This is a genomic window from Comamonas sp. A7-5 (genome assembly GCF_039581385.1).
In the GTDB taxonomy this organism is placed as follows: domain Bacteria; phylum Pseudomonadota; class Gammaproteobacteria; order Burkholderiales; family Burkholderiaceae_C; genus Comamonas; species Comamonas thiooxydans.
The window spans coordinates 284,516-299,710 of the sequence record NZ_JBCPWO010000005.1 but is presented as its reverse complement, the minus strand read 5'-3'; the positions used below and the strand labels follow the sequence as shown (position 1 = coordinate 299,710).

At 65.1% G+C, this 15,195-nt stretch carries 10 protein-coding genes; 5 read left to right on the top strand and 5 right to left on the bottom strand.

Features of this window, described 5'->3' with window-relative positions:
- Window positions 1–57: 57 nt before the first annotated feature.
- Window positions 58–3,354, top strand: coding sequence for a carboxyl transferase domain-containing protein (locus AAIL67_RS11655; RefSeq protein WP_343484075.1), 3,297 nt, complete (start codon window positions 58–60; stop codon window positions 3,352–3,354).
- 9 nt (window positions 3,355–3,363) lie between these two features.
- Here AAIL67_RS11655 and AAIL67_RS11650 read toward each other — a convergent pair whose 3' ends face one another.
- From AAIL67_RS11650 to AAIL67_RS11640, 3 genes are all read right to left on the bottom strand, one after another.
- On the bottom strand, window positions 3,364–4,140 hold the full coding sequence (locus AAIL67_RS11650; RefSeq protein ID WP_034395812.1) for a class II aldolase/adducin family protein: 777 nt from the start codon (window positions 4,138–4,140) through the stop codon (window positions 3,364–3,366).
- 61 nt (window positions 4,141–4,201) lie between these two features.
- Complete coding sequence (locus tag AAIL67_RS11645; protein ID WP_063663941.1) at window positions 4,202–5,560, bottom strand: MFS transporter; 1,359 nt, start codon at window positions 5,558–5,560, stop codon at window positions 4,202–4,204.
- A 219-nt stretch (window positions 5,561–5,779) separates the two neighbouring features.
- Window positions 5,780–8,329 (bottom strand): LuxR C-terminal-related transcriptional regulator, encoded by a 2,550-nt coding sequence (locus AAIL67_RS11640; RefSeq protein WP_197483951.1) that lies wholly within the window; start codon window positions 8,327–8,329, stop codon window positions 5,780–5,782.
- Between the two features lie 264 nt (window positions 8,330–8,593).
- On the opposite strand from AAIL67_RS11640, the gene AAIL67_RS11635 reads away from it, so the two are divergent.
- Both AAIL67_RS11635 and AAIL67_RS11630 read left to right on the top strand, forming a co-directional pair.
- Window positions 8,594–9,736, top strand: coding sequence for an aminotransferase class V-fold PLP-dependent enzyme (locus AAIL67_RS11635; protein ID WP_034354975.1), 1,143 nt, complete (start codon window positions 8,594–8,596; stop codon window positions 9,734–9,736).
- Window positions 9,737–9,825: 89 nt separating this feature from the next.
- Window positions 9,826–10,236 carry an FKBP-type peptidyl-prolyl cis-trans isomerase gene (locus AAIL67_RS11630; RefSeq protein WP_063663613.1) on the top strand — a complete coding sequence of 137 codons (411 nt, stop codon included), beginning with the start codon at window positions 9,826–9,828 and terminating at the stop codon, window positions 10,234–10,236.
- Here AAIL67_RS11630 and norR read toward each other — a convergent pair whose 3' ends face one another.
- Entirely contained in the window at window positions 10,237–11,823 is a 1,587-nt protein-coding gene (norR, locus tag AAIL67_RS11625) for a nitric oxide reductase transcriptional regulator NorR (protein WP_063663618.1), read from the bottom strand.
- A gap of 159 nt (window positions 11,824–11,982) precedes the next feature.
- On the opposite strand from norR, the gene hmpA reads away from it, so the two are divergent.
- Complete coding sequence (gene hmpA / locus AAIL67_RS11620) at window positions 11,983–13,161, top strand: NO-inducible flavohemoprotein (RefSeq protein WP_343484074.1); 1,179 nt, start codon at window positions 11,983–11,985, stop codon at window positions 13,159–13,161.
- 211 nt (window positions 13,162–13,372) lie between these two features.
- On the opposite strand, the gene AAIL67_RS11615 is transcribed toward hmpA, so the two are convergent.
- Window positions 13,373–13,618 carry a DUF3297 family protein gene (locus AAIL67_RS11615; protein WP_063663621.1) on the bottom strand — a complete coding sequence of 82 codons (246 nt, stop codon included), beginning with the start codon at window positions 13,616–13,618 and terminating at the stop codon, window positions 13,373–13,375.
- A 152-nt stretch (window positions 13,619–13,770) separates the two neighbouring features.
- On the opposite strand from AAIL67_RS11615, the gene AAIL67_RS11610 reads away from it, so the two are divergent.
- Window positions 13,771–15,096 carry a DUF445 domain-containing protein gene (locus AAIL67_RS11610; RefSeq protein ID WP_063663623.1) on the top strand — a complete coding sequence of 442 codons (1,326 nt, stop codon included), beginning with the start codon at window positions 13,771–13,773 and terminating at the stop codon, window positions 15,094–15,096.
- Window positions 15,097–15,195 lie beyond the last annotated feature (99 nt).

The following is a 15,195-nucleotide window of genomic DNA, read 5'->3' as shown; positions in this document are numbered from 1 at the left end:
AAGAGTGGTTGTGACCATTGATTGGTGAGCGCTAAAAGCTATTAAAACGAGAGTCCTATGTTCAAGAAAGTCCTGATCGCCAACCGCGGTGAAATCGCGCTGCGCATCATCCGAGCGCTGCAGGAGCTGGGCATTGCCAGCCTAGCGGTGTACGCCGCCGATGATGCGGCGGCCCCGCATGTGCAGGCTGCTGACGAAGCGCAGGCACTGGGCGCCAGCGGCCCGGCTGCCTATCTCGATGGCGCGCAGCTGCTGCGGATCGCGCAGCAGCACGACTGCGATGCGCTGCACCCGGGCTATGGCTTTCTCAGCGAGAACGCAGACTTTGCGCGCGCCTGTGCGGCAGCAGGGCTGCGCTTTATCGGCCCGACGCCCGAGCAGCTGGCGCTGCTTGGCGACAAGGCCAGAGCCCGCGCGCTGGCACAGCAATGCGGTGTGCCCCTGATGCCTGGCAGCACCGAGGCCGTGACGCTGGAGCAGGCCCAGCAGTTCTTCGCGCGGCAGCAGGCCGACGGTGCCAGCGGCATCATGATCAAGGCCATTGGCGGCGGTGGCGGGCGCGGCATGCGTGCGGTCACCGAGGCCGGAGAAGTGGCGGCCGCCTACCAGCGCTGTCGCAGCGAGGCGCAAGCGGCGTTCGGCGTGGACGGCGTCTATGTCGAGCGGCTGATGAGCGGCGCGCGCCATATCGAGATCCAGCTGCTGGGTGACGGCAGCGAATGGCCGATGGCGCTGGGGGAGCGCGAATGCACGCTGCAGCGGCGCTTCCAGAAGCTGGTGGAGATTGCGCCCAGCCCCAGCCTGACGCCGCCGCTGCGCGAGCGCATCACCGAGGACGCGCTGCGCATGGCGGCCAGACTGCGCTATGAAAGCCTGGGCACGTTCGAGTTCCTGGTCGATCTGCAATCCCAGTCCCTGCCCTATGTGTTCATCGAGGCCAACCCGCGCCTGCAGGTGGAGCACACGATTACCGAAGAAGTCTTTGGCGTCGATCTGGTGCAGGCCCAGATCCGCATTGCGGCGGGCGAGCATTTTGCCGACCTGGGCCTGAATGTGAATGCACCGCCCCGGCCGCGCGGCTATGCCATGCAGTGGCGCATCAATGCCGAAACCCTCGATGCCCAGGGCAACTCCCGCCCCGGCAGCGGCCGCATTGCCGAGCTGCACTGGCCGCAAGGCCCCGGCATACGCCTGGACGGTCATGCGCAGCAGGGTGCCAGCCCGTCGCCGCATTACGACACCTTGCTGGCCAAGCTCGTCGTGCACAGCCACGCGCCGCGTTTCGAGGATGTGCTGCGCCGCTCCCGGCGTGCGCTGGCCGACTGCCGCATTGCGGGCCTTGCCACCAATCTGCCGCTGCTGCAGGCCCTGGCCCAGCGGCCCGAGATGCTGGAGCAGACCGTGCACACGCGCTGGCTCGAAGAGGTCCTGCCGCAGCTGGTGGAAGCTGCAGAAAAGATAGCTTCAAGCGCAAGTCATTCAATGAATTCAGATATTTTTAAGTCTGAAAGCAATGTATTGCAAGAGCAGCAAGCTCCTGAAAATGCAGTGCTGGCTCCCATGCCGGCCAGGGTCGTGCAGTGGTCTGTTGCGGTGGGTGAGACGGTGGCCAAGGGCGCCGAGCTGGGCATTCTCGAAGCCATGAAGATGCAGCATGTGTTGTTCGCGCAGGCTGCGGGCCGGGTCCAGGCGCTGCTGGCGGAGGCCGGCAGCTATGTGGCGCAGGACCAGGCCTTGCTGGTGCTCGCGCCCGTTCAAGGCGATGCAGCGCATGCCGAGGTGGTGCCGCAGCGGCAGGACCCGGGCCACATCCGGGCCGATCTGCAGCGCGTCAGGGATCGCCATGGCTTCACGCTCGATGCGGCGCGGCCCGATGCCATGGCCAGGCGCCATGCCCAGGGCAGCCGCAGCGCGCGCGAGAACATTGCCGATCTCTGCGATGAAGGCAGCTTCATCGAGTACGGCGCGCTGGCGATTGCCGCGCAGACACGCAGGCGCAGCCTCGACGATCTGGTGGCCAACACGCCGGCCGACGGCATGGTCACGGGCATGGGCTCCATCAATGCCGCGCAGTTCGGCGCGGAGCGGTCGCGCGCCGTGGTCATGTCCTATGACGCCACGGTGCTGGCCGGCACCCAGGGGGCGCGTAATCACGCCAAGACCGACCGCATGCTGGGCATCGCGCTGCAGCAGAAACTGCCCGTGGTGCTGTTTGCCGAAGGCGGCGGCGGCAGGCCCGGCGATACCGACACACCCGTGGTCGCGGGCCTGCATGTGCATACCTTCGCGGCCTATGCGGCGCTCTCGGGCCAGGTGCCCGTGGTGGGTATCACCCATGGCCGCTGCTTTGCGGGCAATGCGGCGCTGCTGGGTTGCAGCGATGTGATCATCGCCACGCGCAGCAGCAATATCGGCATGGGCGGACCGGCCATGATCGAGGGCGGCGGCCTGGGTGTCTTCCGTCCCGAGGAAGTCGGCCCCGCCAGCGTGCAGCATGCGAATGGCGTGATCGATATCCTGGTCGACGACGAGGCCCAGGCCGTGGCCGCGGCCAGGCACTATCTGTCCTTCTTCCAGGGGCGGGTCGAGCAATGGTCCGAGCCCGATCAGCGTCTGCTGCGCCAGGTCGTGCCCGAGAACCGCCTGCGTGCCTACGATACGCGCGCAGCCATGGCCGGGTTGGTGGACGAGGGCAGCCTGTTGATGCTGAGAACCGGCTTCGGCGCCGGTATCCACACGGCGCTGGCGCGCATCGAGGGGCGGCCCGTGGGATTGATGGCCAACAACCCGGGCCATCTGGGCGGCGCCATCGATGCCGATGCGGCCGACAAGGCGGCGCGTTTCATGCAGTTGTGCAATGCCCACGGCATCGCCATCGTCAGCCTGGTCGATACGCCCGGCTTCATGGTCGGGCCGGAGATCGAGAAAACCGCCCAGGTGCGCCATGTCAGCCGGCTGTTCGTCATGGCGGCCAAGCTGCGCGTCCCATACTTCAGCGTGGTGCTGCGCAAGGGCTATGGCCTGGGCGCCATGGGCATGACGGCGGGCAGCTTTCATGCGCCCATCTTCAATGTGGCTTGGCCCACGGGCGAGTTCGGCGCCATGGGCCTGGAAGGGGCTGTGCGGCTGGGCTTTCGCAAGGAGCTCGAAGCCCTGCCCGAGGGCGCGCAGCGCGAGGAGCTGTTTGAGAAGCTGCTGGCCCAGCAATACACGCATGGCGAGGCCATGCACATGGCGGCCACGCTGGAAGTCGATGCCGTCATCGACCCCTCGGAGACCCGCGCCTGGCTGGTGCGCGGCCTGGCCGGTGCGCGACTGCGCGATGAGCCGGCCCGGTTTGTCGATACCTGGTAGGGCGGAGGGCTAGCGTTCGTAACCGGGGCTGCGCCTGTCCAGCCTGCGTAGCAGCCCCGGCCAGTTCAGCGCGCCGGAGCCCATGCCCTTGGTGACTTGCTGCGCCTGCTGCGCCGAGGTGGCGATGATGGCCGGGTCAATCATGGTCAGTCTGCCGCCGCCGGACTGCGCGCGTACTTGGATCATGCACACCGACTCGAAGGTATACATGGCCATGAAGGCGTCGGCGACGCTCTGGCCCACGGTCAGCAGGCCGTGGTTGCGCAGCATGAAGAAATTGTTGCTGCCCAGGTCGCGCACCAGGCGAGGCTTTTCATCGTCGCGCAGCGCTACGCCCTCATAGTCGTGGTAGCCGAGCGAGCTGAGCACGAAGATGGACTGCTGGGAGATGGGCAGCACGCCATCCGCCTGCGCCGACACGGCCACGCCGTTGACGCTGTGGGTGTGCAGCACGCACCCCGCGTCCTCGCGCGCCGCATGGACGGCGCTGTGGATGGTGAAGCCTGCCGGATTGATGGGGAAGGGCGAGTCCATCACCACATTGCCCGCAAGATCGACTTTCACCAGCGAGGATGCGGTGATCTCGTCGAACATCATGCCGTAGGGGTTGATGAGAAAGTGGTGCTCCGGCCCAGGAATCTTGGCGGTAATGTGGGTGTAGACCATATCGTCCCAGCCCATCAGCGCGACTAGGCGGTAGGCAGCCGCCAGATCAATGCGCGTGCGCCATTCCTCGGCGCTGATCTTGCCCTGGAGGCTGGGGATGTCCTGTATCGATGTCTTCATGAAGTGGACTCCTTGTTGGGGGATAGAAGATAGAGGCTTGCGTGCAGGTATCCGGGGCGACTCAGGCCACCTGCGGCACGGCATGCCTTGGGGATGGGCGCACGCTCAAGAGCAGCAGCAGACCCGCTGAGACATACAGTGCGATCACCAGATACATGCTGTAGGTGTTGTTGCCGGTCTGCTTGATGAGCAGGGCGTTCGCATAGGGGCTGAAGGCGCCGCCCAGGTTGCCCAGGCAGTTGATGAGGGCGATGCCGATGGCGGCTACCTTGGCGGGCAGATACTCGCTGACCATGGCGAAGAACAGCGGCGTGGCCGAGGCCAGGCCGATGACCCCAAGCGATAGAGCGAGCAGCGAGCCCGGCAGATTGCCCTGCAGCAGGGTCGTCGCGTACAGGCAAACCGCGGCTAGGCCTGTGCAGGCGGCAAAGTGCAGACGGCGCTCACGATGGCGGTCCGAGTGGCGGCCAATCAGAATCATTCCCACCACGCCGCAGGCATTGGGGATGGCGGCCAGCAGGCCGACGGTCAGCACGTCCTTGACGCCCCAACTCTGGATCAGCGTCGGCGTCCAGAACACCATGGTGTAGCTGGCCCCAAGCAGGCAGAAATACGTCAGCGCGAGTAGCCACGTCTTCGGATCGCGTAGCAACTGGCCGTGGGTGGCGTTGGCGGCCTTGTCGGTGGCGGAGCTCTGCTCTTGGGCGAAGCTCTCGTTGATCACATCCTTTTCGGCGTGGGTCAGCCATTTGGCCGAGCCGGGCTTGTCCTGCAGCCAGAAAAAAGCCACCACGCCCAGCACTGCTGCGGGCAGGCCTTGCACCAGGAACAGCCATTGCCAGCCGTGCCAGCCGTTGACCCCATTCAGGTATTTGAGGGTGGCACCGCTCAACGGCCCGGCCAGAACGCCGATGATCGTCGTGGCTGCCATGAAGGTCGCGATCACTTGCCCTCGGCGCGTTGACGGATACCAGTAGGTGAAATACAGAATCATGCCGGGGAAGAAACCGGCCTCGAAGGCCCCGAGCAGAAAGCGTGCAATGTAGAACTGTGTCGGCGTCTGCACGAACATCATGCCTGCGGCGATCAGGCCCCAGCACACCATGATGCGTAGCAGCGTCTTGCGCACGCCGATCCGCTCCAGCAGCATGTTGCTGGGCACTTCAAACAAAAAGTAGCCGATGAAGAAAATTCCTGCGCCCAGGCCGTAGACAGCCACATCCCAGGGTAGGGTCTCCTTCATCTGTAATTGGGCGTAGCCGACGTTGACGCGATCGAGGTAGGCCACCATGTAGGCAATCAGCAGCAGCGGCAGGATGCGCCAGCTGACCTTGGAAAAGACGGCGTTGGTCACTGCCGTCGATGCATAACCGGGCTGCCGAGCGCCTGATGTGGGGAATCCTTGCGGTGGATTGCTCATGCTGCCTGCCTCCATCATTCGTTGTGTGGCAGGCAGTCTAGGAACAGGGGGCAAGATGCGTCACCACCTGTTTGGGTGGTATTAGGGTTTGTCGCCAGGTCTTGCAGTCGCCCAGGCGTCTCGCGCTACGGCCCTGGGCGCGTTGTCGGAAGGTGTGAATGAACCCCGAGTGTCCAAGATGAGCGATCAAAACGGACATGTGGGTTCGTGAACAGTGTCTCAGTCCAGCAGGTGCAGACGCCGGGCCTGGGCGATGGCCTGCGTGCGGTTGTGTGCATCGAGCTTCATGTACAGCCGTTTCAGGTACCACTTGACCGTGTTTTCAGTCAGTTGCAGCCGTTGGGCGATTTCCTGGTTGCGTCCGCCAAGTGCCAGTGCCTGGAGCAGTTCGCGCTCGCGCTGGCTGAAGGTGTCGATGTGTCGCGGCTTCTTCTGCGCATCAGCCGTGCTGCGTCCTGCCGCCAGCACCTGGTGGAGATATTCGCGCGGTGCAGGCAGTGGCGCGGCGCTGGTCAACCAGGCGCCGATGCGGTCGAGCACGGGCGGCCCCTCGTCGGCAAAGCTGCGCACAAAGCCTTGTCGGCTACCCGTGTCCAGTGCTGAGGCCAATGCAGCGTCGGCATCGCTGCATTGGCCCAGCGCGTCCAGCGCGCAGGCATGCAAAATGCCGAGCTTGAGCGCGCGCCAGCCGCGCTGCATGAACTGCGCCTGGGCCAGCCGCTGCGCAATGGCTGGCAGTGCCTGGCGCGCCTGGCCGCTGCGCACTAGTAGGCGCAGCCAGGTCAGGTCGCCAGCCTCGGCATCGGTGGCGAAGTGAAAGCGGCCTGCATCGGGCCGTTCTGCGGGCATCAGCTTCTGCGCCAGGTCATGCTGGCCCGATAGCGTGGCCATGCGCACCTTCTCCCAGCGGCAAGCCATCACCAGCCGGTGAAAATTCCGTTGCAGGGCGCGTGCCAGCGTCCTGTCCAGAATGGCTTGCGCGGCCTCGTGGTTGCCGCGCGCAAAGTCCAGCCGTGCCGCAGCCAGATAGCTGCCTATCGCCAGATCAGTGGCCTGGGAGTCGTCCGCATGTGGCGTATGCAGGGCCAGCAACGCTTGCAGCGCATCAAGCTGGTCGGTTTCGTAGAGCAATTCGCAGCGCAGCCCCAGGCCGGGGGCTGCATACTCGCTGCGTTCATCCATGCTCTGGCCGCTGTAGCAAGCCAGAGCCTTCCGCAGTTCGCCGCGTGAACTCCAGATGGCCGCACGCAACCCCTGTGCAGCTGACAGGCCGAACAAGTGCAAGGCCTTGCGGTTGTGGAGGTCGGCCTGATCCAGCAGCGCCAGCGCCGTATCGAAGTTCATGCGCGCAAGCTCGGCATAGGCTTGCACATTGAGCATGCTGCCTCGCGCATAGTCACCTTCGGTCCATGAAAGATTGCGCTGGATGACGCGAAGCACCTGCTCCATATCGCCCGAGGCAATGGAGATCAGCGCCTCCAGCGCCAGATAGTCCTCCCGCATCGGGCGGTCGAACGCCTGCTGGGCGGACAGCGCGCGCAACTGCTGAAAGCGCGCCTGAGCTTCCTCGACCTGATGCAAATAGGCATGCGCGCGGGCAGAGGCCCAGACAATGCCTGGATGGCTGTCCGCGATATGCGCGGGCAGGCGGGCAATCGCTTGCTGGACTGTCGCCAGGTGTCCGCTGAGCACCAGCGGGCGAGCTGCGCGGTTCACCAGCGCGGCAGCGAAATCCGGGTTGCCGCAATCGAGACCGTGTCCCACGGCTTCGGTCAGCAGGCCTCTGGCTTCCAGCCAGGCTGCTGCCTTGCAGTGCAGCAGCGCGGCGCGACCGGGGTGAAGGGCGTCCAGGCGCTTGCGCAAGAAATCCTGCAGCAGCGAGTGGCAGATCCAGGCGCCGCTCTGCCCCGGCCCCTGGCTCAGCGGCGTGATGAATTGCAGGCTCCGCGCCATCTCCTCCAGCAGCGGCGCGCTGTCGCTGCGTCCGCATAGCGCATCGCACAGAGAGGGCAGCAGATAGCGCAGCACGCAGGTGTCGAGCAGAAAGGCTCGCCATTGCGGTGGCTGTTGCTCGAAGACCTCGTTGGCCAAGTATTCGGCCAGATCGGAGCGGTTGTCCTGCAGCATGTCCAGGAAGCGCGGGTCGTTTTCGCTACGATGCAGCGCGAGCGCCCCCAGGCGCAGTGCAGCAGGCCAGCCCTCGCAGCGTTGGGCGATCAGCTCCAGCCATGGCTGGGGTGGCGGGGGGCGGCCGACATTGCCCACCTGCAGCAAGGCCCGGGTTTCGTCGTCATCGAAGCGCAACTGACGTGCGCCCCACTCCAGCAGACCCGCGCCGACCTTCATGCGCGCGAGCGCAATGGGGGAATGGGGGCGGGCGCTGGCGACGATACGCAGATTGTCCGGCGCAAAGCGCAGCAGCTGATGCAGCAACCGTACCGAGGCGCTTGTCTGCACCGATTCCAGCTCGTCAAGGAAAAGCACCCGCTGCCCGGGCAGCAGGGCCACGGCCTGCAGCCACGCACCCAGATCGGAAAAGCGTGCGATGCCGCTGGCGCTGCGGCTGCCCCAGTTGCGGTCTATGCAGGCCTGCAAATGGGTCAGCAGGTGCAAGGGGTCTTCATCGCTGGGATCCAGCGTCAGCCAGTGGCAAAAAGTGGCAGGTAGGTTGCTCAGGCGCTTGAAGAGCAGGCTCATCAGCGTCGTTTTTCCGTAACCGGCCGGGGCGCGGAGCATCAGAACCCGCCAGTCCGGCGTTTGTTTCAGCATTCCCAGCAGCTTGCTGCGCGGCACGCAGGCGTGGCCAAGCCTGGGCGGTTGCAGCTTCCCTTCAAGGGCTGCATAAGCGCAGGCGTCGGCAGATGGTGTTGGAGGCGCAGGCATTCGGGTGTTTCAGCAGTCGCAGTCGGCGGCGTGAGCGTGAGCTTGGCACAAGAGCGGCGCAGCGGGTGTAGCCAACGTGCCTGGCGGGCCAGAGGCTGTACCGCTGCGTGATAAGCTGCCCAGCTGTTTTTCTATGCGGAGATAACCCCCATGCCCGGACTTCTGCCCGATATCGATCCCGATGGCCTGCTCGAATTCTCGGTGGTCTACACCGATAGAGCGCTCAACCACATGTCCAAGAAGTTCGTGGGTGTGATGCAGGACATCCTGGGCATGCTCAAGGACGTCTATCACGCCAACACGGCCGTGCTGATTCCCGGCAGCGGCACCTTCGGCATGGAAGCCGTGGCGCGCCAGTTCGCCAATCGCGAGCGGGTGCTGATCGTGCGCAATGGCTGGTTCAGCTATCGCTGGACGCAGATCTTCGATGCCGATGCGGGCCTGGGCGGCGGCTCCGTGGTCTGCAAGGCGCGCAAGCAGGGCGAGGGCAGCCAGGACCCCTGGGCGCCATGCCCGGCAGCCGATGTGGCCGAGACCATTCGCGTGGAGCGTCCCAAGGTGGTGTTTGCCCCGCATGTGGAAACGGCCAGCGGCATCATGCTGCCCGACGAATACCTGCGCACCGTCGCTGATGCCGCGCACGAGGTCGGCGCGCTGTTCGTGCTGGACTGCGTGGCCTCCGGCGCCATGTGGGTCGATATGGAAAAAACCGGCGTGGACGTGCTGATCTCGGCGCCGCAAAAGGGCTGGAGCAGCTCGCCTTGCTGCGCCATGGTCATGCTCTCGGCGCGCGCCCGCGAGGCCATAGAGCACACGCAGAGCTCCAGCTTCTCCTGCGACCTGAAGAAGTGGATGCAGATTGCCGAGGGCTACGAAAAAGGCCAGCACGCCTATCACACCACCATGCCCACGGACGCGCTACTGCGCTTGCGCGACGTGATGCTGGAGACGCGCAAATACGGCTTTGCCAAGGTGCGCGAAGAACAGATGGAACTGGGTCGCAAGGTGCGCGAGCTGCTGCAATCGCGCGGCTTCCCCAGCGTCGCGGCCGAGGGCTACAAGGCGCCTGGCGTGGTCGTGAGCTACACCACTGACGCGGAAATCCAGAGCGGCCGTGCCTTCCTCAAGGTGGGCTTGCAGACCGCCTCGGGCGTTCCGCTGCAATGCGATGAAGGCCCGGACTTCAAAACCTTCCGCATCGGCCTGTTCGGCCTGGACAAATGGCATGACTCGGATCGCTCAGTGGCGCATCTGTCCAAGGCACTGGACGATATCGGCATTGCCCGGACCTGAGAAGATGCGGCCGACGGCATTGCTGCTATGACATCTTTTCGACCCGACTTCGTAATAAAGTCGGGTTTTGTTTATTCAGCGCATCCGATATGAAAAAAGCAGTCTCCGTGATCGGGTTTGTATGGGCCATGGGGGCTGGCGCAGTGGTTCATGCTGCGCCAGTCACTACCGCCAGCGGGCTGATCTATGAAAGCCAGGTCGAAGGCAGCGGGCCCAGTCCCAAGGCGACGGACACCGTCAAGGTGCACTACCGCGGCTACTTTCCCGATACCGGCAAGGAGTTCGACAGCTCCTATGCACGCAAGCAGCCCATCGAGTTCCCGCTCACTGGCGTGATTCCCTGCTGGACCGAGGGCGTGCAAAAGATGAAAGTGGGCGGCAAGGCCAAGCTGACATGCCCTCCCGGCATAGCCTATGGCAGCCGTGGTGCAGGCCGTGCCGTTCCCCCCAATGCCACGCTGAACTTCGATGTGGAGCTGCTGGGCATCCAGGGCCGCTGATCAAGGCCTGTCGATCTCAAGCCGCTTGGCCAGGCGCTGCAGATTGGCTCGATCGAGCTGCAGCTCGCGCGCTGCGGCGGCCCAGCTGCCCCGGTGGCGGGCCAGGCTGGAGCTGACCAGCTGGCGCTCATAGGCGCTGACGGCGGCGCGCAGGCCGGCCTCGGGCGCAGCCGCCGGCGTGGCCGGGTCCATGGGTGCTGTGACCTGTGCGGCGGCAGGCGCCTCGGCCCGCTCCCAGAGATCGGCAAGTCCCAGGGTCACGATGCGCAGCCTGGTTCCCGCGCGGCTGGCGCTGCCGTCATTGCGGCTCAGGGCCCTGAGCACGGCGCGGCTGATGCAGTGCTCGAGCTCGCGCACATTGCCGGGCCAGCTGCGATTGAGCAAGGCCGCCTGTGCGGCCGCATCCAGGCGCAGGCCGCCCAGCCTGAGCCTGGAGCGGTTCTCCTCGAGGAAATAGCCCGCCAGCTGCAGCACGTCGCTGTCGCGCTCTCGCAGCGGCGGCACGGCGAGCGGATAGACATTGAGGCGGTGATAGAAGTCCGCGCGCATGCGCCCGGCGTGGACTTCCGCAGCCAGGTCACGGTTGGTGGCGGCGATCACGCGCACATCCACATGGTGCTCCCGGTCCGAGCCCAGGCGCTGCAGCTGGCCGCTTTGCAGCACACGCAGCAGCTTGGCCTGCACGGGCAGCGACAGTTCGCCGACCTCGTCCAGGAACAGCGTGCCCTGATGCGCCTGCTCGAACTTGCCGCTGCGCTCGCTCAGTGCTCCCGTGAAGGCCCCGCGCACATGGCCGAACAGCTCGCTCTCGACCAGGTTGTCGGGCAGGGCCGCGCAGTTGATGCTGATCATGGGCTTGTCGGCACGGCCCGACTGCGCATGCACGGCCTGGGCCACCAGCTCCTTGCCGGTGCCGGTTTCGCCGGTGACGAGCACGCAAAGATCGCTGGCTGCGACCAGGGCAATGTCTTTCTGCAGCTGGCGCATGACGGGGCTTGCGCCCTGCAGTCCGCGCTCCTGTGGCGCGGCGGGACTGGCAGAGCCGGTGGCGCCGCGCGCGAGCTGGGAAAGCTGGTGCACGCGCTCGGCCGTGGCCACGGTGGCTGCGGCCAGATTGCTGAAGGCCTGCAGCATGGCCAGCGCCGCGGGGTCGGCGAACCGGCCCGGCTCCAGTGCGTCCAGCGTCAGCAGTCCCCAGGGCAGGCCGCCCAGCTGCAGCACGCAGCCCATGCAGTCATGCACATGCAGCTCGCTGATGGCCTGGCCTTTGTGCGCCACCAGCCCGTCATAGGGATCGGGCAGGGGACTGTCGGGTTCAAAGCGCATGGCCTGGCCGGCCGCCAGCAACTGGGCAAAGCGCGGATGCTCGCCCAGGCGAAAGCGCCGGCCCAGCGTGTCCGGCATCAGGCCGTCGATCGCCATGGGGCGCAGCCATTCGCCTTCGAGCTTCAGCAGGGCTACGGCATCGGCGGGCAACAGATTGCGCAGTGCGGCCAGCAGACGGCGCAGACGTTCGCGCTCGGACAGGTCCTGGGCTAGATCGGCGATCAGCGGGCTGACGGCGTTGAGAATGTGAGATGTTGTCATAACGACATCGGGTGGTGTCAATGAGACAGCAATTGATGGATGTCATATTGACGCATGTTTTTGCAAGCCATTGTTCTGCAATGGTCTTGTTGCTGGCACGCCGTTTGCATTTATCCGCTCAAGCCTTGCAGCTGGCAAGGCAGCAACCAGGAGATTTGCATGCTTACCGAACGTCAACGCGAGATCGTCAAGGCCACCGTACCGCTGCTGGAAACCGGCGGCGAGGCCCTGATCACGCATTTCTACCAGACCATGCTGGGTGAGTATCCCGAGGTGCGCCCGCTGTTCAACCAGGCGCACCAGCAAAGCGGTGCTCAGCCGCGAGCATTGGCACATAGCGTGCTGATGTATGCCAAGAACATCGACCGACTGGAAAACCTGGGCAATCTGCCTGCGCAAATCATCAACAAGCATGTGGCGCTGCAGGTACAGGCCGAGCATTACCCCATCGTCGGTGCCTGCCTGCTGCGCGCCATTCGCGAGGTGCTGGGGGCAGAGATCGCCACGGATGAGGTGATCGCCGCCTGGGCCGCCGCCTATCAGCAGCTGGCCGATATCCTGATCGGTGCGGAGCGCGCGGTGTACGAGCAGACTGCGGCAGCCGAAGGCGGCTGGCGTGGTGCGCGTGCCTTCAAGCTAGTGCGCAAAGAGGCCGAAAGCGCCGAGATCACGTCCTTCTATCTGGAACCCGTGGACGGCGGCGCGGTGATTGCCCATCAGCCAGGCCAGTACATCGGCCTGCGCGTGGTAGTCGACGGCCTGGAGCAGCGCCGCAACTACTCGCTGTCGGCGCCTGCCAACGGCAAGAGCTATCGCATCAGCGTCAAGCGCGAGGCCGGCGGCAAGGTCTCCAACCATTTGCACGACCAGCTGCACGTGGGCGATACGCTGGAGCTGTTCCCGCCTGCCGGCCATTTCACCTTGCAGGCCAATGCCAAGCCCCTGGTGCTGATCAGCGGCGGTGTGGGCATCACGCCCACGCTGCCCATGCTACAGGCCGCGCTGCCCACGGGGCGCGAGATCACCTTCATCCACTGCGCGCGTGATCGCGGCGTACATGCCTTCCGCGAGAAGATCGATGCGCTGGCTAACAGCCACGAGCAGCTCACACGCCGCTATTGCTACGACCAGGCGGACGCGGGCGACGAGGTCGATGCCCAGGGCCTGCTGAGCACCGACCGACTGGCCCAGTGGCTGCCTGAGTCACGCGATGCCGATGTCTACTTCCTGGGCCCGCGCGGCTTCATGCGCAGCGTCAAGCAGTCGCTGCGCGAGCTGGGCGTGCCCGACGCCCAGGTGCACTACGAGTTCTTCGGCCCGGCAGAAGCCTTGGCTTGATTGAGTGAATGCTCATTAAAAAAGAGCTGTTAGCGCTTGTTATTAATAGGTTTCAGTGCTGAAAGCATGTGAAATCCTTGTAAATAAACCACAAACAGCTCTTTTTATTGGGGCGCGACCCGAGTCGGAGTCGGCAGGCCAGTGCCCTGCCACCCCGCCGCGAGGCCATGGAAGGCGGGGCCGCCCAGGCGCACAAGCGCGCCTCAGGGGGTCAACGGTAATACGCTTCGACCGTGCCCTTGAGCTTGATCAGCAGGGGCTTGCCCTTGCGGTCCAGGGTCTTGCCGGCGGGCACCTTGACCCAGCCTTCGCTGACGCAGTATTCCTCGACGTCAAAGCGATCCTTGCCGTTGAAGCGGATGCCGATATCGTGCTCGAACACGGCGGCCACATGGTGGGGGCTGCGAGGGTCAACGGACAGATGGTCGGGCAGTTCGGGGCGGGTGGCGTCGGTCATGATTTTTCGAGAGTCAGGGAATACAGGAGCGCTATTTTCGGTGCAATTGCAAAAGCCTGCCTCCTGTTGTCGCAATGGCGCAGCGCAGGCCATGCGCGGCCATCGGGGCAGGAGGCATAGGCGAGCCGGCCTGACTCGCCTATGCTTGCGCCATGCTCACCGAAGAACAACGCCTGTCCCTGCAGCGCGCCAAGCGGCTGCCGCTGATTTTGCTGCTGCTGGTGACGGCCGGCTTCATCGCCACGGCGCTGGCGGGCTCGCGCTGGGGGCTGGAGGGCCAGGCCGTGCCGCTGTGGCTGGTATGTCTGCGGGCCATCTGCGAGGCCGCCATGGTGGGGGCGCTGGCCGACTGGTTTGCGGTCTCGGCGCTGTTTCGCCACATTCCGCTGCCGCTGGTGGGGCGGCACACGGCCATCATCCCGCGCAACAAGGATCGCATAGGGAACAACCTGGCCACTTTCGTGCGCGACAAGTTTCTCGACGCGCCCTCGCTGGTGGCGCTGATCGAGCGCAACAACCCCGCCCAGGCGCTGGCGGACTGGCTGACGACTCCCGCCAACAGCCAGCTGCTGGGCAGGCAGGTGGCGCGACTGGCGCTGGCCGCGCTGGAGATGGTGCAGGACAAGCAGGTAGAGAAGTTTCTGACCCAGTCGCTCAAGGCCGTGATGCAGCATGTGGATCTGTCGCGCGCGGCGGCATCGCTGCTGTCGGGGCTGACGGCGGGTGGGCGCCACCAGGAGGTGCTCGACGATGTGCTGGCGCGCATCAGCCGCGTGCTGCGCCAGGAGCAGACCCATGTGCTGATCGCGCAGACCATCGTGGTCTGGCTCAAGCGAGAGCACCCGATCAAGGAAAAAATGCTGCCCACGGACTGGCTCAGCGACAAGGGCGCCAGCGTGATTGCCAGCGCTCTGGACAGCCTGCTGCAGGACGTGGCCCAGAACCCCGGCCACCGTTTGCGCCAGGCCTTCGACAACTCGATACAGCGCCTGATCGACGGTCTGCAGAACGACCCCGTCTACGCCGAGCGTGTGGAAAAGCTGCGCAACTATCTGCTGCATGACGAGAAGCTGGCCGTCTACCTGCGCGAGCTATGGGCCGGCTGGCGCGCCCGGCTGGAGCGCGATCTGGCCGACGAGAATTCGGCCATGGCGCGCCGCGCCGCCGTGATGGGGCGCTGGCTGGGCCAGGCGCTGGCGCATGACGAGGCACTGCGCAGCTCCATGAACGAGCGCCTCAAGCGCTGGGCGACGACGCTGGCGCCCGATGTCTCGCAGTTCATCGCCAGACATATTGCCGACACGGTGCAGCGCTGGGATGCCGAGCAACTGGCCACGCTGATCGAGGCGCATATCGGCAAGGATCTTCAGTACATACGCATCAACGGCACGCTGGTGGGCGGCGCCATCGGCTTGCTGCTGTTTCTCATCTCGCATGCTGCAGCCTTGTGGCGCAGCCTGCTGGCCTGGCTGGGATAAAGCTCTATGAGCCGCATGCCGGTGCCAGTTGGCGCTGGTTAGCGTCCTTGTCAAAGTACTTAACAGTAAAAATTCTTTGGAAGGCCTGTTGGTTGCGGT